The sequence below is a fragment of the Methylophaga sp. genome, from assembly GCF_048266885.1.
Lineage (GTDB): Bacteria > Pseudomonadota > Gammaproteobacteria > Nitrosococcales > Methylophagaceae > Methylophaga.
Genome location: NZ_JBLWYR010000034.1, coordinates 1 through 21,186, shown reverse-complemented (window position 1 = coordinate 21,186; position 21,186 = coordinate 1). Strand labels below are relative to the sequence as shown.

The window sequence follows — 21,186 nt, the reverse complement described above, 5'->3', positions numbered from 1 at the left end:
GCAAATAACCAACCCATGCCTATCAGCGTCAATAATGAGGGGGCGACCAAACTACGTCGCAGGTTATCCAGCAGTTTCCATTTTGATAATAAAGAAAGCGGGTTTTTCCGCCATGGCGTTAGGCTGTCATCCTTGCGGTTTGTGCATAAAACATTGGGCATTAACCAGCCGATTAATTGCCAGTCACCACGGATCCAACGGTGGCGACGACTGGCTTCACTGGTATAGGTAGAAGGGTGCGACTCGATGAGGTCGACATCAGTAATCAAACCTGAACGTGCGTAGCCACCTTCGAGTAAGTCATGACTTAGGATCAGGTTTTCAGGCAACCGGCCTTCCGTTACTTGCCGGAAGGCATCAACATCGTAAATACCTTTGCCGACGAACGATCCTTCGCCAAAAATATCCTGGTACACATCTGAGACTTCGCGAGTGTAGGGATCAATGCCCGATGCACCCGAAAACAATTTACTGAAGCGGGATTGGTTGGCACTGGCAAGGCTAATCGATGCACGCGGTTGCAAAATGGCATAACCATCAACAATCCGGCCGACATTGGCATCAAACACCGGCCGATTAAGTGGATGCGCCAAATTACCGATCAACGCATGTGCTGCATCACGAGGTAACTGAGTATCGGTATCCAACGTAATGACATATTGGATGCTCGATAAAATATCGGTATCACCGACAATATCCGAGAAAGCGTCTAACGCCCCACCACGCAGTCGGGCATTAAAATGTTCTAATTTGCCGCGTTTGCGTTCATAGCCCATCCAGATTTTTTCATATGGATTCCACATCCTTGGACGATGAAATAGGTAGAAAATGCCTGGCCGGTCCTCATTTCGATAAGTTGCGTTTAGTGTTTCCACAGCCTTGCTTGCATAACTGATGATCGCAGCATCTTCTGGCAACGTTTCCGTTGCAGCATCGTGAAAATCTGTCAGCAAAGCAAAAAACAGATTGGCATCTCGGTTACCCAGATAACGAATTTGTATTGCTTCAATCAGTTCATCCACATCCTTAGTACTTGCGATTAACGTCGGCACGATAACCATGGTGCGATGCTGCTGTGGGATGCCCAGCGAAAAATCCAGCCGTGGCAAAACACGTGGCGGCAGTAATAAGGTAATAAATTGATTGATAAGGGGAGTGGTTAACGCCGAAACACTCATTAACAGTGGAATAGCAAATAAACCAAGCTGCCAGCCTGGAACATTTATCTGATAAAGCCAGTTCAATATCAGCAGCGTTGAAAGCAGTGGCAGTAACACTACGGGTCCGAGATATAGCGATAATCGAGAGCGTTTAATTAGGCGTCTGGCTTTTAACGTCCAGGAAATTTCGCAGTTCACCGAACGTTCCAGCAAAGTCCGTCCGTTATCAATTAAATAAAAACCAATATGTGCTGTGCGATGATTTGCACCGACAGTTAAGGATGCCTGTGCTGCGAGCTGTAGGCAGCCTTGCGCCACTTCTAATTCACTGCAACTACTGTGGCGGGCAATATCTTCGATAACGTGTCGGTAACGATCGCGCGTTGCAAAATCTTGTTGCGGATAAATGTCCGGATCGCCTTCGCGTAACGCTTGTTCAACCACGCTGAGGGATTCGACGTATTTTTTCCAGTCCATGATGCCGATAAAACGTAAACTACTGAAACTGTTGGCAATGGAGATTTGATTCGCCGCCGCTACGCGACCAGAGGACTCAGATAATTGGGTAGCTGTGACACCTTGCTCTAATAATTTATGTTCTACCCAGGTTTGCACAAAGGCCATGGCCGGGCCTTGTGCCTGAAGCCGAGCATAAAACTCTTCGACAAAAGAGGCCGTTAACGGCACATCAGCATCGGCAAACTCAGCCAGAAGATTAATCAGTTTTTTCGGTTCATCTTCCGCCATTGCCAGCATGCGATCAGCCCAGGTGATCGCGGCATCGCGTTCTTCCCGGCGTTGGGCAATGCGTACAGCCACACGGCGCAAATTTTCCAATAAGGCCAATTGCAGCATTATGGGAAATGCCCAGAGTTCGCCAAGCTTTAACGGTTCAACCGTTTGATAAGCAGCAATAAATTGGCTGGCATTATCACTGTCCAGTCGGCCATCCATATGTGAAATTAATTCAATGGCCAGGTCATAAACCCGTGGATAACCGGCAGATAAGCCGTTTGCGAGTTTGGGTAATTCTCTGCTGTATCCACGGGGTAAATGGTTTTTGGCTAATAGGATTTGTTGTTCAATAAGATAAAAGTTGTCCAGCAACCACGCTTCTGCGGGCACCATGGTTTGCCCAGCCGTGGCGGCTTTTGTCACAACGTCATAAGCTGTATGCAGAACGCGCGAATTATCGGCTAGTCTGGGAAGTAACTTATCTGAATCGAGCTTGGGATCTATTTGATGTTCATGCGCTAAGGTCATCGCATGGCGTTTGAGTTGCTCGATGCTTAATAACTCTGAGCGCAACAACTCCGTGTCCTTGTCATTCCGCAGGAGATGTCGCTTACGTGCTGCCAATCCGAACTCTTTGATATCTATGTCGATCTCCTCGTTCGAATGTGATGGTAGAAAATAGGCGGAGGTGGTTTCGCTTATCTAGTGGGGATTAATGACCAGTATGGGCTCAATATCTATGTGGGGTATGACGAATTTGAGCAGATCCGGGGTGAAGCAACGAAACACCCATTAAGCCTGGCTTTATGCCTAAAACGCGTGGTTCAATAAACTTCTATCGCTATGCCGACAAATGTTGCATTGCAGCAGCTCAGCAGTGAATTAGTAGAGTAGAGAGATTTTGAGCAGATGTATTTGATTTAAGTTAAGCAAAATCCTGAGTGCCAACAAGCATTTCACCTTATGGCATTTTTAAGTGTTGGCGTAGCATGGGAACCGTAAGTCAACGAAACAACCAAGAGGTGATTATCATGTGGACTAAACCAGAATATTCAGATATGCGTTTTGGCTTCGAAGTAACGATGTATATTTGCAATCGTTAAGATTCGAAATAACGCACAACAAGAAGCCTCCGAAAGGGGGCTTTTTTGTGGGTGAGTGTTAGGGATTAAAACACGAAATCCAATTCTTAAATATCAAATTTCAGACATAAAAAAAGCACTCATGAATGTGTGCCTGTTTTATTTATTACCTGGACCAGTATCAACTACCAATACTAAAAATCTACTGGATTTTAAATATTTTTATATTAATTTACGACAATCATTGTTCCTGTACATAGTGAGCTGGGAACGTTGCTATAGAGTTTAAAGCTAACTTTATGTTTCAGTTTTACTTTTTAATATTCTGAAAAGCTTTTGCAAGTAGTAAAGGGGCTGACTTTCCAGACATTCTTCTTGGTTTTCTTCCAAATCGACGACTTATTTCTAACTCATGTTGCTCTTGTGCATCTAACTCTTGGATGAGTCGATCTAATTCATCCTGACTATGAATTATGGCGTGTTCTAATACGCTACTTCTTCGGGTTTTAAGAGGCATTTTAATGATTCCATATAGGTAAATAAATTCAGAGCATGATCTATTGAAAAAGTTCAACTTTATCCGATAGATAGTAAGTCTTTGGCTAGTCAGGGGTTTTCGGCTTGGTCAACAACAGACAATTCTATGAACAACGCTTAATCTTTCTCGGTATGCCTAAGCCTTGGTTTTAGCTTGTCCAAATACATTTCCTATCGGTCGACTGATTTCAGCACGGGTCATCAGACATAAAAAAGGCACTTAAAATAAGTGCCTTTTTTATATAGTGCAGGGGAGGGATCAGCCAACACATGTGGATTTAGTGCCAATCATTATTAGCTAATGGCGGTCTTATCCCGTGTAGTGAAGCCAACCCCTTTGACCTCGAATTACATACTTTCTGCTTCAGATATAGCCTTTCTGACCAAACGTCCAGCTCCGCCAGTCACATCGGCGTTTTTAATCTGTTCGAGGTTTACCGGTTCACCTACGATGATCACACCGCCCATACCCGTACCAATATGCGGCGTGCATTTGTATACGTAAATACCTTCCTGAGTGAAGGTCCGTTGGTAATTTTCACTCATCGGTGAGTTCCATTTCTCGGCACCTTCGGGAATCAAACCATCAATTGATTCAGAGTTGTGTGTGCTCATATTGTTCCAAGAGACAGAGTCACCAGGATTAATTTTGACGACCAACGGATTAAATATTAGGCCTTCTGCTGTGACGACATGAGTTTGTACGCCTTCACTTTTTGGCTCGTCGGCTTTAGCGGCTGTTTCTTCAGTTGCCATGGTGTTCTCTGTCTGATCAACTTCAGCAGCAGGTTCATTTTCAATCACCACTTCAGCTTCCGGTGCGCTCGGTGGGGTTTCTTCAATCGCTTCTATGTTGCTCTGATTTTCGGAGCTCATTTCAGTTTCTGGGGTTTGTGCGTTTTCGGAATTGTCATCGCTACCACAGCCCGTAAACAGCGTAGCGGCCGCGAACGTCATAGTCAGTGCAAGGGTAATTTTTTTCGTCTGTGTTAACGTCGAAGTCGATTTAAACATGTGTTGTACTCTCCTGATAAAAAATCTTGTTCAAGGTTAGGACAGTGGCAAACCTCGTCCGTTCGCTATAACGTTAAACCTCCAATTATTGTCACCCCCGTTTTTTCGGGAAAAGACATAAAGCAAAATCCTGAGTCTGGACAAGCAAATCACCTTATGGCCTTTTTAAAAGTCGGCGTAAGATTTGAATCGTAAGTTAACGAAATAACCGGGAGGTGATTATCATGTGGACTAAACCAGAATATTCAGACATGCGTTTCGGTTTCGAAGTAACGATGTACATCTGTAATCGTTAAGATTTGAAACAACGCAAAACAAGAAGCCCCCGGAAGGGGGCTTTTTTGTGGTCGGCTTATGGGACTATCCCCCATCCAACCTTTAAAAATTTCCGAATCTCAAATTTCAGACATAAAAAAGCACTCATAAATGAGTGCCAGTTTTTATGGTGCCCGGGGCCGGAGTCGAACCGGCACAGCCGCAAAGCCGAGGGATTTTAAGTCCCTTGTGTCTACCAATTTCACCACCCGGGCAGCAAGCCGCACATTATAAACAAGATTGAGCAATTGTTCATACCCATTTCAGTTATTTTTTGCTTGAAGTGGGCAAATGGTAATGGCTTTCGATCATTTCTCTGGTCAAAATCCCATAAATTCGGTCGATCATCGGGGTGCTTTGTCGGCTGACGTATAACGCTTCTACTTCATATTTATTAAGGGCTTGATAGGCTTCATGCAGGCTGGTATGCAGTGAGATTTTATGTACATTGCGTCTAGTTGCTGGGATTTGCATCAAATCGATTTCCGACTCATCTTCGTCTTCTTTAACGCTTACCGCTCTCGCCAAGTCGCTGGCGGGCATTAAGGCAATCGGATTGCGTTCTTTAGTTATCACTATCCATTCTGGATTATTTTCGAGTGTGTGCAGGGCAAGTTCACGATTAATTTTCTGGTTCAATACGGCGATATTGCGTTGCATTGCTGCACCGACACTGATTTTGCGAAGTGTTTGCGAGATGGGATCATTACGAAAATCTAACCCTTTTACCCGCATCATGTTGACGAATAGCGGTTCCTGTTTGAAATAATCGTGGGTAATCAGACTGGAAAAGACGATGGCGAGCATGCCGGGCAGAATGATTTCTGGGTTGCCGGTGAGTTCCAGCATCGCCATTAATGCCGCAAGCGGTGCTTTTAACGTGGCGGACATCATCGCGCACATGCCTAAAACGGCATAAAAGGTCATTGATGAAGCATAGTCGGGCAATATCAACTGACCTAAATAGCCCAAGATAGCGCCAGCGCAGGCGCCTACCACCATGGTTGGGCCAATGACTCCGGCTGGAATTCCCAGGCCAACGGTGGCGGAAGATAACAGCAGTTTCATTACCATGATGATGACCAGCGTGCCGATGGCAATATCATTGGCGGAAATACTGCCAATAATGCCGTAGCCCATTCCCATCACTTCCGGCACCATCATGCCGCACAGCCCCATTAGAATTCCGGCGTAAACCGGACGTAACCAGGATGGGTGATTGGTGCAGAGATTGGTAAATAGCGTCAGCGTTTTTAATGCAATGGTGGCTAAGCCGCCGATGACAATACCGAGGAAAATGATGTATGGCAGTTCCCATAGCGACTGCATCTGGGCGGTGAGGTTAATAAATACAGTATCGTCGCCAAAGGTCAGCCGACAGACTACTGCGCCGGTGACGGAAGCCAGGATCACCGGAATAAAGCTGGCGATGTAATATTCCATCATGATGACTTCCATGGCGAAAATCACCCCAGCGATAGGCGTATTAAATGATGCGGCAATTGCTGCGGCGGCACCTGAGGCGACTAGGACGCGAACACTGTTGTTGGGGAGTTCCAGACTATTCGCTAACAAACTGCCACTGGCGGCACCCAGATGTACGCCGGGACCTTCACGACCCACCGAGTGGCCGGTAATGATGGCGATACTTGTACCCAGGAATTGCCGAACGGCATTTTGCCAGGGGAGACGACCTTCGTAGGCTGACAGGCGTTCGATAACATGCAGAATGCCTGTGGTACGTTGTTCCTGATTTAAACCATAAAACAACAATCCGATAAGTAGGCCACCGAGAATAGGTAAACCCAACAGACCCCACCAGGGCAGGCTGGCAAAACCTTCAACTTCGCCGGAGGGCAACAACAGCATTTGCCCATGTTCAATGGTGAGTCTGAGCAGAATAATGGCAAGGCTTGCCAATAATCCGGTGATAACGGCGAGCACATAGAGCTTTACGCCTAATCTACCAAATATGAAGTACTGTCGGATTTTTTCCAGCATCAGCCCTATATAACTTTGGAAAATCGCTGTTTTGCTTGTTGACTGTATTTATCAAACGCCATGCAGATATTACGGATTAACAAGCGACCAGCTGGTAAGACCACAATGTTCTTCCAGTTATACTGCAACAGACCATCTTCGGCAAATTGTTCGAGTTGAGGATAGGCATTGGCAAAATATTCTTTAAATTGAATGCCATATTCTTGTTCGATTTCCATGATATTCAATTCGAAATCACAGATTAGACGGGTAATGATTTGGCGTCGTAATTTGTCATCCTCTGTCAGGCTAATGCCACGCATTAACGGCAGCTGATTTTGTTTGAGCAGATTGTCGTATTCGAGCAGGGTTTTTACGTTCTGTGCATAAGCATCGCCAATATTACCTATTGAAGTGATACCAAAACCGATCAGGTCACACTCGGCGTGAGTGGCATAACCCTGAAAATTACGATGCAGCCGATTTTGTTGTTGGGCCAGACTGAGTTCATCGTCCGGTTTGGCAAAGTGATCCATACCGATATATTGATAACCGGCTTGGGTTAATTTGTTAATTGATAGCTGCAAGATACTCAGCTTCTGTTCAGCGGAAGGTAAGTCTTCACTTTGAATTTGGCGCTGGGTTTTAAACAACTTTGGCATATGGGCATAGTTGAATAACGAGATGCGATCAGGATCGGCAGCGATGATTTTATCGAGCGTGGTATTAAAGCCGGATAACGCTTGCAGCGGCAGCCCGTAAATCAAATCCACACTGATCGAGCGAAACTGATGCTGGCGGGCGGCGTCAATCACGGCTAGGGTTTCGGCCTCGGATTGAATGCGGTTAACCGCTTTTTGCACGGCCGGATCAAAATCCTGTATTCCCAGACTAATTCTGTTGAACCCTATTTTCTTTAACAGAGCGATGGTATCGGCATTGGCTTCACGGGGATCAATTTCAATCGAGATATCAGCATCATCGGCAATATGAAAATGACGACGGGTTTCATTCATCAGATCCTGCATTTGTTGTTCACTGATAAATGTCGGTGTGCCACCGCCCCAGTGCAGTTGGGTCACTGATCTGCTGCTATCAATCAATGCCGATTTAAGGGCCAGTTCTTTGTAGATGTTTTCAAGATACGGGGCGGCATGGTCGCGATTTTTGGTGATAATTTTGTTGCAGGCACAATAAAAACACACGGTATCGCAAAACGGTAAATGGAAATACAGAGACAGTGGTCCGCCACGCTGATTGGATAGTTCAGCATGTTCAATGAACTCCTTCGCTTTAAAACTTTCGTGAAATTCTAAAGCCGTGGGGTAGGAGGTATATCTTGGCCCAGCAGTATCGTATTTCTGGATAAGTTGGCGATTCATAATCAGCTGATTTTGCAATGCAAAGTCCTGTAAAACAGTTTGGCGATGATTATAAACAGCGGGGTTTTATCGCGAGCGGCTAACGCCCGCTTTATTGATCCAGATCAGACAGGAAAACGTTGCTCGTCTTCGGGATGGGCTCTCAGTCCAAGGAGTGTTTCGATACCGTCAATTAATTCGGAACCCCCGCCGTAGTTACAATCTGTTGCTTATGCGGGTCATTATGGGCTTGCACAGGCCATGTATTAATATTTGGTTATACAGTCATCTCCGGTATCATTAACGCTTTATTTCAGCAGGTATGGCAGCAATATAATGAAAGTTCTGGTCATTGGTAGTGGCGGTCGTGAGCATGCGCTGGCTTGGAAACTTAAACAATCACCGCGTTGCAGTGAAGTTTTTGTCGCCCCGGGCAACCCGGGAACCGCAAATGAGGCGGGTGTCAGCAATGTGGATATCGCGGTAGAAGATATTGATGCGCTAGTTGCATTTGCACAGCAGAATGATATCGGTTTAACAGTTGTCGGCCCGGAAATTCCATTAGTTAATGGTGTCGTCGATGCCTTTGAGAAAGCCGGTTTACGTTGCTTTGGCCCGAGTAAAGAAGCCGCACAACTAGAAGCCTCTAAATCCTTCACCAAAGATTTTCTCGCCCGTCATCAAATCCCCACTGCTGCTTATCAAGTCTTTACCAACATCTCTAATGCTATCGAATACATTCTGAAATGTGGCGCGCCTATCGTTGTTAAAGCTGATGGTTTAGCGGCTGGCAAAGGCGTTATTGTCGCGCAGACCGTTGAAGAAGCCATTGCTGCCGTTGAAGACATGTTATCCGGTAATGCCTTTGGTGAAGCTGGTCATCGTGTGGTTATCGAAGAGTTTATGACCGGCGAAGAAGCTAGCTTTATTGTGATGGTTGATGGTGAACATATTCTGCCATTAGCAACATCTCAAGATCACAAAGCTCGTGATGATGGTGATAAAGGTCCGAATACTGGCGGCATGGGGGCTTATTCTCCAGCACCCGTGGTCACTGATACCGTATTTGATCGCGTCATGCGTGAAGTCATTGTGCCGACTGTAGAAGGTATGGCAGCAGATGGTCGTCCGTACACAGGCTTTTTATATGCGGGCCTGATGATCGATGAAATGGGTGCGCCACGAGTGGTGGAATATAACTGCCGGTTTGGCGATCCTGAAACTCAACCAATTTTGATGCGCCTGCTTTCGGATTTAGTCGAATTGTGTGAAGCCGCATTAGATAAACGTTTGGATGAAGTGACAGCTGAATGGGATCCTCGCGCTGCGGTGGGTGTGGTGATGGCGGCTGGTGGCTATCCTGACAACTATAAAAAAGGCGATGTGATTAGCGGGTTGGATGTTGTGGATTCGGCTGATACCAGAGTATTCCATGCCGGAACGGCATTTGATCAAGATAAAGTTGTCACCGCTGGTGGCCGTGTTTTATGTGTGACCGCTCTTGGCGAAGGTGTTGCTGCTGCTCAACAACAAGCCTATGCAGGCGTGGCAAAAATTCAATGGCAAGATGCTTATTATCGTACTGATATAGCTTACCGCGCAGTGGCCCGCGAGCAACATCAAAACTAATACGTTACGTTTTTAAGAAGAGGACGGAATGTCATTATCCCATCCGATTATTGCGGTAACTGGTTCGTCCGGTGCTGGAACGTCAACTGTAAAACGTGCATTTGAGGATGTTTTTCGTCGTACCCATGTCAATCCGGTTGTTGTAGAAGGTGACAGCTTTCATCGCTACAATCGTGTAGAAATGCGTGCCGCTGTTGCTAAGGCAGAAGCAGAGGGACGTTCGCTGACACATTTCGGACCGGAAGCGAATTGTCTGGATAGATTGGAAACATTATTTCGGACCTACTCAGAAACTGGGCGCGGCGAAAAACGTCATTACATTCACGATGAAGATGAAGCAATTAAGTTTAATCAGTCACCGGGTACCTTTACCGATTGGGAAGAACTGAATCACGATAGTGATTTGTTGTTTTATGAAGGGCTGCATGGGGGCATCGTCACCGATGAAGTCAATATTGCTCAATACACTGACTTATTGATTGGTGTCGTGCCAGTAATAAATATTGAGTGGATACAAAAGATCAAACGGGATTGTGCCAACCGCGGTTATTCTCAGGATGCCGTTGTCGATATTATCTTGAAGCGGATGCCAGATTATATTCATCACATCATTCCGCAATTTTCGCGTACACATATCAACTTTCAACGTGTGCCATTAATTGATACTTCCAACCCGTTTGTCATGCATGACATTCCAACAGCAGATGAAAGCTTGTGTGTCATTCGTTTTAAAGACCCGAAAATGGCGGATTTTCCGTATTACCTTTCGATGTTAAAAGATTCGTTTATGTCACGACCCAATAACATTGTGGTGCCTGGTGTGAAAATGGGGCTGGCAATCGAAGTTATTTTGGCGCCGTTTGTAGAAGAATTGATGCAGAAAAAGCGGCAAAATAGTTGATTAAGTTTCTAAAAGTAGCGATGTGTCGAATTATATGAAATTCTCAGATTGGCAATTCCGGCGAGCATGTAATGCTTTAAATGATGATGGTGTGATTGCCTATCCAACGGAAGCGGTATTCGGTGTGGGCTGTGATCCGTGGAGTGAAACTGCCATTATTCAACTATTGGCAATGAAACGACGTCCATTTGAAAAAGGGCTAATTCTGATTGCGGCCGACTTTAACCAGTTGCAGGATTTCATTGAGCCATTGCCGGCCGACATACTGGCAAAAATTACCCAAAGCTGGCCCGGTCCCAATACCTGGCTGTTACCAGTTCAAAGTCATGTTTCTCCGTTCTTAACAGGTGGTCGAGATACGCTGGCGGTCAGAGTAACAGCCCATCCTCTGGCGGCAGAATTATCGCGTCGCTTTGGTGGTCCACTGGTTTCTAGTAGCGCCAATATCACCGGTTTACGTCCCGCAAAAAACGTCCATCAAGTGCATTGGCAATTACCGGAGTTGGATTATGTACTACCCGGGGCCTTGGGCGGGGCAACAAAACCATCATCCATTCGTGATGCCTTTTCGGATGAGGTATTGCGATGAGCGCACCTAATATTGATGCAGTACGTGAGTATTTACTCTCGTTGCAAGATAGTATTTGTAAAGAAGTTGAAGCTGCAGATGGTAAACAAATGTTTGCAGTAGATAACTGGGAACGGCCTGCTGGTGGCGGTGGACGAACCCGTGTTTTAAATAATGGTGCAGTGTTTGAGCAGGCCGGGGTCAACTTTTCAGAAGTCAGTGGTGATAATTTACCGCCCTCAGCAACGGCCAGTCGACCTGAACTCGCTGGGCGTAGTTTTCAGGCAATGGGCGTTTCGCTGGTAATTCATCCGCATAACCCGTATGTGCCAACCTCTCATGCCAATGTACGTTTCTTTATTGCCGAAAAAGCTGGCGAAGAACCGATCTGGTGGTTTGGCGGTGGCTATGATCTGACGCCGTATTACACTTTTGATGAAGATGTGATTCATTGGCATCAAACGGCTAAAAATGCCTGTGATCCCTTTGGTGAAACTGTTTATGACGATTACAAAAAATGGTGCGATGAGTATTTCTTTTTGAAGCATCGCAATGAGCCGCGAGGCGTTGGCGGTCTATTTTTTGATGATTTAAATGAACCGGATTTTGAACAGTGTTTTGGCTTGCTGCAAAGTGTTGGCAACAGTTACACAGCAGCGTATTTACCCATCGTCGAACGACGTAAAGATTTAAGTTATACCGAACAACAGCGTGACTTTCAGCTGTATCGTCGCGGTCGTTATGTGGAATTTAATCTGGTGTATGACCGGGGTACGTTGTTTGGCTTACAGTCTGGTGGCCGTACCGAGTCGATTCTGATGTCGTTACCGCCATTGGTGAAATGGCGCTATAACTGGCAACCCGAACCGGACTCTGCTGAAGCCCGGCTATATGATCATTACTTGCAGCCGCAGGATTGGCTTAAGACTCTTTAGATAACAAGGCCAGCTGGTCAGCTTGGTATTCGCTGATTAACGGATCGATAACTTGATCCAGTTGTCCTGACATCACTTCATCCAATTTATATAACGTCAAATTGATTCGATGATCGGTAATTCGGCCTTGAGGATAGTTATAGGTGCGAATGCGTTCACTGCGATCGCCACTACCGACGAGTAATCGGCGAGTTTCAGCCTGTTCAGAAGCTTGTTTTTCCTGCTTGGCCGCCATGATACGTGACTGCAAAACCGACATCGCTTTGGCGCGGTTTTTATGTTGTGAGCGTTCTTCCTGACATTCAACAATGATGCCGGTTGGAATATGGGTAATACGTACAGCGGAATCAGTAGTGTTGACGTGCTGTCCACCGGCACCAGATGAACGGAAGGTATCCATTTTGATATCGGCCGGGTTGATATCAATCTGATCGATTTCATCAGCTTCTGGCAAGATCGCAACAGTACAGGCAGAAGTATGGATTCGCCCTTGGGATTCAGTTTCTGGAACGCGTTGTACTCGATGTGCACCGGATTCAAATTTCAGTCGTGAATAGGCACCATCACCAACGATACGCGCGATGATCTCTTTATAACCACCATGTTCGCCTTCCTGGGCGTTTAATATTTCTACCTGCCAGCGACGTGTTTCAGCATAGCGACTGTACATCCGGAATAAATCACCCGAAAAAATCGCCGCTTCATCACCACCAGTACCGGCACGAACTTCCAAAAAGATATTGCGTTGATCATTGGGATCTTTAGGCAGCAACAGTTTCTGTAAATCAATGGCCAGTTGTTCTTGTTTTTCTTCGGCGATAGCTAGTTCTTCTTTGGCCATTTCACGCATCTCAGGATCTTTTTCCTGCATCATTGCCTGAGCATCTTTCAAATCACTCAAGGTCTGCAGATACATGCCAAAGTGTTTAACAACGGGCTCTAGCTGCGCATATTCTTGCGATAAGGTGCGAAATTTATTCTGATTGGCCATGGTTTCCGGATCAGAAAGCAGGCCACTGATCTCTTCATGGCGATCAACTAACGCTTCAAGTTTATGCCTGATGGAATCTTTCACAGATCAATCCTTAATATTAAATAAACGACGAGCAGCATCAATCATGGGATTATTTTCATCTGATTCAAATGCCGATTGCCGCAGTTGTCTACTGGGTTCATGTAATAGTTTGTTGGTCAGCGTGCGAGCCAGTTCAGTCATTACCATTTCTGCATTTATACCCAGTTCCAGCTGGCGTAACGCTTTATCAACGGCTTGGGTACTGAGCATTTGGCCCTGATCGCGTATCGCTCTTATGACCGGCACAGTATCTTGACTGCGCATCCAGCCGGCAAAATGATCGGCCTGGGTATCAATAATTTCTTCTGCTTGCTTGGCCGCATCACGACGTGACTGCAAATTCTCTTCAATAATGTCATGCAAATCATCTACGCTGTATAAGTAGATGTCTTCTAGTTGACCTACTTCAGCTTCAATATCTCGTGGAACTGCAATATCCACCATAAAAATGGGTCGTCGCTTGCGCAGTTTCAATGCACTTTCAACAGTACCTTTGCCTAAAATTGGTAATTGACTAGCGGTCGAGCTGATCACGATATCAGCTTCGGCAAGATGAGCAGGAATTTCACTTAAACTGATAGCATAGCCATTCACCGATGTTGCCAGTAGATGGGCTCTTTCAACTGTGCGATTGGCAATAATCAGTCGTTTGATGCCATTATCAAATAAATGGCGGGCCACTAATTCTATGGTTTCCCCGGCGCCGATTAAAAGCGCGGTTGATTCGGCCAGATTACTGAATATTTGTTTGGCTAGGCTGACTGCAGCAAAGGCAACGGAAACCGGGCTATTGCCAATTGCCGTATCGGTGCGCACTTGTTTAGCAACGGCAAAGGCATGTTGAAATAAACGGCCTAAAGATTTTCCCAAAGCCTGCGCATTTAAGGCCTGGGTGTAAGCTGTTTTTAATTGACCGAGGATTTGCGGTTCACCAAGTACCAATGAGTCCAGACCACAGGCAACCCGAAATAAATGTCTTACGGCATCAGCGCCTTCATAGCGATATATATATGACTGTAAGGAATTGGCATCTTGTTGCTGGAAGTTATGCAACCATAGCAAGACGCTATTGTCATAATCTTCGTCGAGATGACAGTATATTTCGGTGCGGTTGCAGGTTGAGACAATGACTGCTTCAATCACACTGTCATTCAACATCAGTGACGCCAAAGCCAAAGGTAATTTATCAGCATCAAAGCTAAGCTTCTCGCGCACAGCAACCGGGGCGGTTGTGTGATTAATGCCGTAAGTGACAAGATGCATAATTAAGGAGTCGTGTTGTATGCTGTTAAACTTTGCAGCCTTCAGCTAGGTTGTCTTATATTTTGGTCTGGACAAGACTAATTCGCCATTCTATCAAACTCAATCAGTCAGGTCGTTGAATTATGGATTTATTGCAACAGTTACGCTGTCATTCCACACAGTTTGCCTCATCGGCAACTTGGTTGATGATACCTATTTTACTGTTTGGATGCGCTGCTACTGCTCAGCAATCAGACGAAAAGACCACGCTGCAGCCGGTTGAAATAACTGAACCTGTGGCAGATGAAACTGCGCAAGCCGAGATGGATTTGCCACTCACTCCTGAACTGGTTTATTACGTTTTGGCGGCGGAGATTGCCGGGCAACGCGGGCAACTGGATATTGCGGTGGATTTATATAATCAGGCTTCAGAATTAACCGACTCGCCTAATCTGGCAGGCCGTTCCGCACGGATATCCACTTTTTCCCGAGATCCCAAACGAATTGATCGTGCCTTAACGCGTTGGCAGGAAGTTTCACCGGAAGAAGCCGAAGTGTATGTGATGCGGGTACCATTTTTGTTAATGGAAGATAACTATCCCGAAGTCGTTAAAAGCATGAATAAAGCCTTGGCTCTGGATCCGGCGAACAAAGAAAAATATTTGGAGAGTCTTGCTGCAAATTTAAGTGAAAAAGGCGATCCCGAGCGAGGCTTACAGACCCTTCTGGAGTTAGACCTTTTTAAAAATGATGATCCGGCAGCGCGGTTCACCTATGCTCGATTAGCGGCTTATTTCCAGCGCTTTGATGTGTCTGAAATTGCAGTGGATGAACTGCTCGAAGAGTACCCACGTAATGAAGCCTATCTCGCTCTCAAAGCGGATTTGTTGCAAACAGCGAATAAAAATGAAGAAGCGTTAAAACTGATTGCCAAAGCCGCAGAGCAAGAAGGTGCTAGTGAGTCATTACGTTTTACCTACGGCAAGTTATTAGGTGAAAGTGGTCAATCAGAAAAAGCGAGAGAGATTTTTGAATCGTTGCATTTGGAAAATCCAGAAAACCCCGATGTGTTGTTTGCGCTGGGATTATTGGCTTTAGAACGTGAAGACGGGCAAACCGCCAAAACGTTTTTTAGTCAGTTGTTACAAATGGGGGATGCCGGCGGCCAAGCCAGTTACTTTATGGGGCTGGCTGAAGAAATGAATGGCAGTATTGATTCGGCATTAGTTTGGTTTGCCTCAGTGCCTGCAGACAGTCAGCGTTTTGAAATGGCGCAAACCCGTTATATCAATTTGTTGGCTGAACAAGGTGATATCGATAAAGCGCGCCAACATTTGAAATTACTGCGTCAAGAACGTCCTCAGCAGGCGATTGATTTCTATTTATTTGAGTCCGCTTTTTTACGCGATCAGGGCATGCCAGAAGAGTCGGTCAACGTGTTAAGTGAAGCGTTAATTAATCATCCTGGGAATGTGGATTTGTTATATAGCCGTGCCATGGTGGCCGAATCAATTGGCAAGCTGAAGATGCTGGAGGATGATTTGCGTACCATTTTAAAAATTGATCCCGAAAATGCCCAAGCTATGAATGCGTTAGGTTATACCTTGACCGATCGTACTGAGCGCCATGAAGAAGCATTAGAATTGATTAACAAAGCTTTGGAATTGCGTCCGAATGACCCGTATTACCTGGATAGCCTAGGCTGGGTGTATTACCGAATGGGTGATTTGGAAAAAGCAGAATATTACCTGCGAGAAGCGGTGAAGATTCAGGCGGATGCGGAATTTGTAGCGCATCTTGGTGAAGTATTGTGGGTGCAAAATAAAAAAAGTGAAGCGAAAAAATATTGGGACCAAGGTTTAAAATTAGACCCAAATAACAAGGTGCTTCAGGAGACCCTGCAGCGGTTAACAAAATGAAACAATGGCTGGTAATTTTCGCGGTTGTGCTGCTCACAGCTTGTACACCATTTTGGCAAACAAAGCCGTTAGAGCCTGCCGAAGCGTTGTGGGAAAACCGTCAGCTATCCTTAAAACAATTGGATGAATGGTCTTTCCGAGGACGTACAGTCATTCGCCAAGGTAAAGAAGGTTGGAATGTCGGCGTAACGTGGCAACAGCATCAAGATGATTTTAACATCCGTTTATTTGGCCCGTTTGCTCAAGGCGCGGTTGAATTAAAAGGCGATGCTGAATTAGTCACTATGACTTTTTCAGATGGTGAAACCTATTCAGCAGAAACTCCAGAACAATTACTTGCTGAAGTAATGGGCTGGTTATTACCTGTGAGTGCGCTACGCGATTGGGTGAGAGGTTTACCGCACGATGAAGTCAAGATCGATGAAAAAACATTGGATGATAAAGGGCGATTGATCACGCTTTCACAAGCCGGTTGGGAAGTGGAGTTTGTCGATTATGTGCCGTTGGAAGGTAATGATGTTCCAGCCAAAATATTTATTGAACATCCACAATTAAGTATTCGCTTGGTCATGAATGGTTGGAAAGTTGGTCAATGAATGAATGGTGGCCTGCACCGGCAAAACTAAACTTATTTCTGCATATTACGGGTCGGCGACCCGATGGTTATCACGAATTGCAAACAGCATTTCAGTTTCTTGATCATGGTGACAAGCTGAAATTTAGCCTCACCGAAGATTCCAAAATCGAGTTACTAGATGATTTGCAAGATGTGTCTGCAGAGGACAATCTAATCGTCCGTGCGGCAAAACTTTTGCAACGCACAACACAATCTAAGTTCGGTGCAACTATCCAACTCGAAAAACATCTGCCTATGGGGGGCGGTCTGGGAGGTGGCAGTTCAGATGCTGCAACCACCTTGGTTGCGCTGAATAAGCTCTGGCGATGCAATTTAACCGAAGACCAATTGGCAACGTTAGGATTGCAGTTGGGCGCAGATGTGCCTGTTTTTGTGCGTGGTCATGCCGCATGGGCTGAAGGTGTAGGAGAAATATTTACCAGGATTGATCCTGCAGAACCTTGGTATTTAGTTATCTTTCCAGAATGCGCCGTCTCTACAGCAGAAATATTTTCTGCAACGCAATTGACACGCGATTGTGATCCCATCACAATAGCGGGCTTCCTTGCGGGGGAAGGCAGTAACATTTGCGAACCGGTGGTGAAAAAATTGTATCCATCAGTTGCACAAGCGTTGGCTTGGTTGGCACAATATGCAGCCATTCCACGAATGACCGGAACGGGTTCTTGTGTATTTGCCCGCTTTGACTCAGCCAGTGAGGCTGAAAAAGTTTTAGAAAATGTGCCGGAACATTGGCATGCTTTTACTGCGAAAGGCTGCAACGAATCACCGTTGTCTCTTTTTGCAAAAGACTTCGAGAGAAGTCTGAATGTAACTGCAAAGTGATAGAGTTGAGTAAAAACAGTTGGGGTATCGCCAAGCGGTAAGGCAACGGGTTTTGATCCCGTCATTCCCAGGTTCGAATCCTGGTACCCCAGCCACTCTTTTTGTTTATTGAACGAACTCGGCATATCTATAGTGACTCAAAACCGACTCCTCCAGTTACAACAGCGTTCCGCGGATGACAATATGATGGTCTTCACCGGTAATGCGAATCGTAAACTGTCAGAAAGTATCGCTAATTTTCTGAATATCAGCTTGGGTAAAGCCACAGTTGAGAAGTTCAGTGATGGCGAGATCATGGTTGAAATTCTCGATAATGTCCGAGGAAAGGACGTATTTATCGTCCAGCCAACCTGCATGCCTACCAATGACAACCTGATGGAATTAATGGTGATGACCGACGCTATTCGTCGCGCATCAGCCAAACGAATTACCTTAGTTGTTCCGTATTTTGGTTATTCCCGTCAAGATCGTCGTCCTCGCTCTGCCCGTGTCGCAATTACCGCTAAAGTTGTTGCCAATATGCTGACTGGTGTGGGTGCTGATCGTGTCTTAACGGTTGATTTACACGCCGATCAAATCCAGGGCTTTTTTGATTGCCCTGTTGATAATGTTTATGCCTCTCCAGTATTACTGGGAGACATCTGGAAACACAAATACCAAGATTTGGTTGTGGTTTCTCCGGATGTTGGTGGTGTGGTTCGTGCTCGTGCACTGGCTAAACACCTTGATGTAGAGCTGGCGATTATTGATAAACGTCGTCCACGCGCCAATGTAGCTAAAGTCATGAATATCATCGGTGATATTGATGGCCGTACCTGTGTAATGGTCGATGATATGGTCGATACGGCTGGCACTTTATGTGCTGCAGCAGCTGCATTAAAAGAACATGGTGCGACCAATGTGGTTGCTTACTGTACTCACCCAGTTTTATCGGGTGCTGCTATTGCGAATATCAATAAATCTTTGCTCAATGAATTAGTTGTAACCGATACCATTCCACTGCAACCCGATGCCGCTGCGTGTGACAAAATACGTGTGTTGAGCATAGCTGAAATGCTTGCAGAAGCGATGTACAGAATTAGTAATGAAGAGTCTGTAAGCTCTTTATATATGGATTAACCAAGAGTTCGTCTTTTGGTTGTATGTGCTGAACCTGGTCGCGGGGGAAGCGAAAAGCCGTAAAACGGCATATTAACGGGCCTCGTGTCCGTTTTTTAGTCTTGGAGAAGAAGATGGAAAATTTATTTGAAGTACAAGCTGAAGCGCGTACTGACCAGGGGAAAGGTGCGAGCCGCCGCCTACGTCATTCGGGCAAAGTACCAGCAGTAGTCTATGGCGCTGAAAAAGAACCAGTCTCAATTTCAGTTAACCATAACCAGTTCATCCGCCATTTGGCAGAAGAAGCGTTTTACGCACACATTCTGACATTGGTTATTGATGGCAAGAAAAACCAAGTTGTATTAAAAGATCTGCAACGTCACCCAGCGAATGACAACAAAATCATTCATGCTGATTTTCTGCGAGTTGATGCTAAACACGCAATGACAATGACAATTCCATTGCATTTCCTTAATGAAGAAAAAGCACCTGGTTCAAAAGCCGGTGGTTTGGTATCTCATTTGATGACTGAGGTTGAAATCTCTTGTCTGCCTAAAGATCTGCCTGAATACATTGAAGTTGATGTAGCCAAATTGGCTATGGATGAAGCGATCCATTTGAGCGAATTGAAATTGCCTAAAGGTGTCACTCTGACGGCCTTGACGCATACTCAGGATGAGCAATTGGAAGAAGGTGAACGTTCTTCTTACGATCAAGCGGTTGTCAGCATTCATGAGCCACGTGTTGCTAAAGTGGATCTGGAAGAAGATACCGAAGAAGATGAGGATGCGACTGAAGAGTAATTCAGTCGTAGGGAACCGTTATGACAAACTGGATTATCGCCGGTCTGGGCAATCCCGGTTCTCAGTATGAACATACCCGACATAATGTCGGGTATTGGTGGTTGGATCAGTTGGCTAATGATTTGAGGCTAAGTTTTAAAACGGAGTCTCGCTTTCATGGCCAGCTGATTCAATACACAACCCCAGAACATAAAATCTGGTTAGTTAAACCTCTCACGTTTATGAATCGTAGCGGACAATCTGTTGCGGCTCTGGCCAACTTTTATAAAGTCCCTCCAGAAAATATTCTAGTCATTCATGACGAATTGGATTTACCTGCCGGTACAGTCCGTCTAAAACGTGGTGGTGGTCATGGTGGTCACAATGGTTTACGTGACATCATCAACCAGCTAGGCAGTAAAGAATTTTTACGTTGCCGGATAGGTATCGATCATCCTGGTAACAGTAAACAAGTTGCAGATTACGTGTTGAGTAAGCCTTCGCCTATAGATCGGGAAAACATTCTGGCAAGTGTTGATAATAGCCTGCGTGTTTTACCGGATGTACTCACGGGTAATCTCGAAAAAGCCATGAACTGGCTGCATTCACAGTAGAGCTTGTTTACCTTTTATACTCGTCACGGTCATTGTGAATCATTCCATATTGTCGTGAGTGAGAAAAGATTTAGTCATTCTATATAAATTACCCCTAAGGATTTCTCATGGGATTTAAATGCGGTATTGTCGGTTTACCTAATGTAGGCAAATCCACTTTATTTAATGCGTTAACACAAGCCGGAATCGAAGCGCAAAACTATCCGTTCTGCACGATTGAGCCTAATGTCGGTATCGTTCCAGTGCCTGACCCACGTATGGATAAATTGGCGGCTATTGTAAAACCACAACGCGTTTTACCTACCACCATGGAATTCGTTGATATAGCCGGTTTGGTGGCTGGAGCCTCCAAAGGCGAAGGCTTGGGTAATAAATTTCTAGCCAATATCCGTGAAACCGATGCAATTGCTCATGTTGTTCGCTGTTTTGAAGATGAAAATGTGGTGCATGTGGCCGGTAAAGTCTCGCCGGTGGATGATATTGAGGTTATTAATACCGAGTTGGCACTGGCGGACTTGGAATCTGTTGAAAAAGCGATTACCAAAACCACCAAGGACGCTAAAGGTGGCGATAAAGTCGCTAAGGCACGCCTAGATTTGTTGACGCAAATTCGTGAACATTTAGATCAAGGCTTGCCGGTTCGGGCAATGAAGCTTGATGATGATCAATTGGCATTATTAACCGGCTTGCATTTGTTAACTATCAAACCGACGATGTACATTGCTAATGTGGCCGAAGATGGCTTTGAGAATAACCCTGCTTTGGATTCAGTAACGG

19 protein-coding genes, 2 tRNA genes and 1 pseudogene are annotated in these 21,186 nt (G+C 45.4%); 14 read left to right on the top strand and 8 right to left on the bottom strand.

Annotation, left to right across the window (positions count from 1 at the left end):
• A pseudogene (locus ACN0V2_RS12985) lies at positions 1–2,519 on the bottom strand (hypothetical protein); the annotation flags it as partial.
• Between the two features lie 407 nt (positions 2,520–2,926).
• Between ACN0V2_RS12985 and pqqA (ACN0V2_RS12980) the strand changes: the two are divergent.
• Positions 2,927–2,998, top strand: a complete 72-nt coding sequence (gene pqqA, locus ACN0V2_RS12980) for a pyrroloquinoline quinone precursor peptide PqqA (RefSeq protein WP_081443609.1) — start codon at positions 2,927–2,929, stop codon at positions 2,996–2,998.
• Positions 2,999–3,287: 289 nt separating this feature from the next.
• Here the strand turns inward: pqqA (ACN0V2_RS12980) and ACN0V2_RS12975 are convergent, their stop codons facing one another.
• The gene (locus ACN0V2_RS12975) at positions 3,288–3,494 is read right to left on the bottom strand and encodes a hypothetical protein (protein ID WP_417551245.1); all 207 of its coding nucleotides are present in this window, start codon (positions 3,492–3,494) and stop codon (positions 3,288–3,290) included.
• A gap of 368 nt (positions 3,495–3,862) precedes the next feature.
• Entirely contained in the window at positions 3,863–4,528 is a 666-nt protein-coding gene (locus tag ACN0V2_RS12970; RefSeq protein WP_417551244.1) for a plastocyanin/azurin family copper-binding protein, read from the bottom strand.
• Positions 4,529–4,752: 224 nt separating this feature from the next.
• On the opposite strand from ACN0V2_RS12970, the gene pqqA (ACN0V2_RS12965) reads away from it, so the two are divergent.
• Positions 4,753–4,824 (top strand): pyrroloquinoline quinone precursor peptide PqqA, encoded by a 72-nt coding sequence (gene pqqA, locus ACN0V2_RS12965; protein WP_081443609.1) that lies wholly within the window; start codon positions 4,753–4,755, stop codon positions 4,822–4,824.
• A gap of 147 nt (positions 4,825–4,971) precedes the next feature.
• On the opposite strand, the gene ACN0V2_RS12960 is transcribed toward pqqA (ACN0V2_RS12965), so the two are convergent.
• The 3 genes from ACN0V2_RS12960 to hemN all read right to left on the bottom strand — a co-directional run bounded on the left by ACN0V2_RS12960 (position 4,972) and on the right by hemN (position 8,223).
• A tRNA-Leu gene (locus ACN0V2_RS12960) sits at positions 4,972–5,058 on the bottom strand.
• A gap of 52 nt (positions 5,059–5,110) precedes the next feature.
• Positions 5,111–6,844, bottom strand: coding sequence for a chloride channel protein (locus ACN0V2_RS12955; RefSeq protein WP_417551243.1), 1,734 nt, complete (start codon positions 6,842–6,844; stop codon positions 5,111–5,113).
• Positions 6,845–6,849: 5 nt separating this feature from the next.
• On the bottom strand, positions 6,850–8,223 hold the full coding sequence (hemN, locus tag ACN0V2_RS12950; RefSeq protein ID WP_417551242.1) for an oxygen-independent coproporphyrinogen III oxidase: 1,374 nt from the start codon (positions 8,221–8,223) through the stop codon (positions 6,850–6,852).
• A 297-nt stretch (positions 8,224–8,520) separates the two neighbouring features.
• Between hemN and purD the strand changes: the two genes are divergently transcribed.
• The 4 genes from purD to hemF are packed head-to-tail and all read left to right on the top strand — an operon-like array spanning position 8,521 to position 12,217.
• Positions 8,521–9,813, top strand: a complete 1,293-nt coding sequence (gene purD, locus ACN0V2_RS12945) for a phosphoribosylamine--glycine ligase (RefSeq protein ID WP_417551241.1) — start codon at positions 8,521–8,523, stop codon at positions 9,811–9,813.
• 28 nt (positions 9,814–9,841) lie between these two features.
• Entirely contained in the window at positions 9,842–10,714 is an 873-nt protein-coding gene (locus tag ACN0V2_RS12940) for a phosphoribulokinase (protein ID WP_417551240.1), read from the top strand.
• Positions 10,715–10,748: 34 nt separating this feature from the next.
• The gene (locus tag ACN0V2_RS12935; protein WP_417551239.1) at positions 10,749–11,303 is read left to right on the top strand and encodes an L-threonylcarbamoyladenylate synthase; all 555 of its coding nucleotides are present in this window, start codon (positions 10,749–10,751) and stop codon (positions 11,301–11,303) included.
• Positions 11,300–12,217 (top strand): oxygen-dependent coproporphyrinogen oxidase, encoded by a 918-nt coding sequence (gene hemF, locus ACN0V2_RS12930; RefSeq protein WP_417551238.1) that lies wholly within the window; start codon positions 11,300–11,302, stop codon positions 12,215–12,217. The genes ACN0V2_RS12935 and hemF overlap by 4 nt, the downstream gene beginning before the upstream one ends.
• Here the strand turns inward: hemF and prfA are convergent.
• Entirely contained in the window at positions 12,204–13,292 is a 1,089-nt protein-coding gene (gene prfA / locus ACN0V2_RS12925) for a peptide chain release factor 1 (RefSeq protein ID WP_417551237.1), read from the bottom strand. The two genes, hemF and prfA, sit on opposite strands and share 14 nt — an antisense overlap.
• Before the next feature lie 3 nt (positions 13,293–13,295).
• On the bottom strand, positions 13,296–14,555 hold the full coding sequence (gene hemA, locus ACN0V2_RS12920) for a glutamyl-tRNA reductase (RefSeq protein WP_417551236.1): 1,260 nt from the start codon (positions 14,553–14,555) through the stop codon (positions 13,296–13,298).
• 122 nt (positions 14,556–14,677) lie between these two features.
• On the opposite strand from hemA, the gene ACN0V2_RS12915 reads away from it, so the two are divergent.
• The 8 genes from ACN0V2_RS12915 to ychF all read left to right on the top strand — a co-directional run.
• Positions 14,678–16,453 carry a tetratricopeptide repeat protein gene (locus ACN0V2_RS12915; RefSeq protein ID WP_417551235.1) on the top strand — a complete coding sequence of 592 codons (1,776 nt, stop codon included), beginning with the start codon at positions 14,678–14,680 and terminating at the stop codon, positions 16,451–16,453.
• Positions 16,450–17,049 carry a lipoprotein insertase outer membrane protein LolB gene (lolB, locus tag ACN0V2_RS12910; protein WP_417551234.1) on the top strand — a complete coding sequence of 200 codons (600 nt, stop codon included), beginning with the start codon at positions 16,450–16,452 and terminating at the stop codon, positions 17,047–17,049. Before ACN0V2_RS12915 ends, lolB begins: the two co-directional genes overlap by 4 nt.
• Positions 17,046–17,915 (top strand): 4-(cytidine 5'-diphospho)-2-C-methyl-D-erythritol kinase, encoded by an 870-nt coding sequence (ispE, locus tag ACN0V2_RS12905; protein WP_417551233.1) that lies wholly within the window; start codon positions 17,046–17,048, stop codon positions 17,913–17,915. The genes lolB and ispE overlap by 4 nt, the downstream gene beginning before the upstream one ends.
• Positions 17,916–17,935: 20 nt before the next feature.
• Positions 17,936–18,010 (top strand) — tRNA-Gln (locus tag ACN0V2_RS12900).
• Positions 18,011–18,098: 88 nt separating this feature from the next.
• Positions 18,099–19,034, top strand: a complete 936-nt coding sequence (locus tag ACN0V2_RS12895; RefSeq protein WP_417551246.1) for a ribose-phosphate diphosphokinase — start codon at positions 18,099–18,101, stop codon at positions 19,032–19,034.
• 113 nt (positions 19,035–19,147) lie between these two features.
• Entirely contained in the window at positions 19,148–19,816 is a 669-nt protein-coding gene (locus tag ACN0V2_RS12890) for a 50S ribosomal protein L25/general stress protein Ctc (RefSeq protein ID WP_417551232.1), read from the top strand.
• A gap of 20 nt (positions 19,817–19,836) precedes the next feature.
• A complete protein-coding gene (gene pth / locus ACN0V2_RS12885) occupies positions 19,837–20,409 on the top strand; it encodes an aminoacyl-tRNA hydrolase (protein ID WP_417551231.1) in 573 nt (190 codons plus the stop codon).
• A 107-nt stretch (positions 20,410–20,516) separates the two neighbouring features.
• Positions 20,517–21,186, top strand: a 670-nt coding sequence (gene ychF, locus ACN0V2_RS12880; protein ID WP_417551230.1) for a redox-regulated ATPase YchF, incomplete at its 3' end; no start/stop codon positions are given.

Excerpts from the sequence above, each read along its gene's own strand:
- ACN0V2_RS12975 (WP_417551245.1), bottom strand. The coding sequence starts at position 3,494 with ATGCCTCTTAAAACCCGAAGAAGTAGCGTATTAGAACACGCCATAATT.
- ACN0V2_RS12970 (WP_417551244.1), bottom strand. The coding sequence starts at position 4,528 with ATGTTTAAATCGACTTCGACGTTAACACAGACGAAAAAAATTACCCTT.
- ACN0V2_RS12955 (WP_417551243.1), bottom strand. The coding sequence starts at position 6,844 with ATGCTGGAAAAAATCCGACAGTACTTCATATTTGGTAGATTAGGCGTA.
- purD (WP_417551241.1), top strand. The coding sequence starts at position 8,521 with ATGAAAGTTCTGGTCATTGGTAGTGGCGGTCGTGAGCATGCGCTGGCT.
- ACN0V2_RS12940 (WP_417551240.1), top strand. The coding sequence starts at position 9,842 with ATGTCATTATCCCATCCGATTATTGCGGTAACTGGTTCGTCCGGTGCT.
- ACN0V2_RS12935 (WP_417551239.1), top strand. The coding sequence starts at position 10,749 with ATGAAATTCTCAGATTGGCAATTCCGGCGAGCATGTAATGCTTTAAAT.
- hemF (WP_417551238.1), top strand. The coding sequence starts at position 11,300 with ATGAGCGCACCTAATATTGATGCAGTACGTGAGTATTTACTCTCGTTG.
- hemA (WP_417551236.1), bottom strand. The coding sequence starts at position 14,555 with ATGCATCTTGTCACTTACGGCATTAATCACACAACCGCCCCGGTTGCT.
- ACN0V2_RS12915 (WP_417551235.1), top strand. The coding sequence starts at position 14,678 with ATGGATTTATTGCAACAGTTACGCTGTCATTCCACACAGTTTGCCTCA.
- lolB (WP_417551234.1), top strand. The coding sequence starts at position 16,450 with ATGAAACAATGGCTGGTAATTTTCGCGGTTGTGCTGCTCACAGCTTGT.
- ispE (WP_417551233.1), top strand. The coding sequence starts at position 17,046 with ATGAATGAATGGTGGCCTGCACCGGCAAAACTAAACTTATTTCTGCAT.
- ACN0V2_RS12895 (WP_417551246.1), top strand. The coding sequence starts at position 18,099 with ATGATGGTCTTCACCGGTAATGCGAATCGTAAACTGTCAGAAAGTATC.
- ACN0V2_RS12890 (WP_417551232.1), top strand. The coding sequence starts at position 19,148 with ATGGAAAATTTATTTGAAGTACAAGCTGAAGCGCGTACTGACCAGGGG.
- pth (WP_417551231.1), top strand. The coding sequence starts at position 19,837 with ATGACAAACTGGATTATCGCCGGTCTGGGCAATCCCGGTTCTCAGTAT.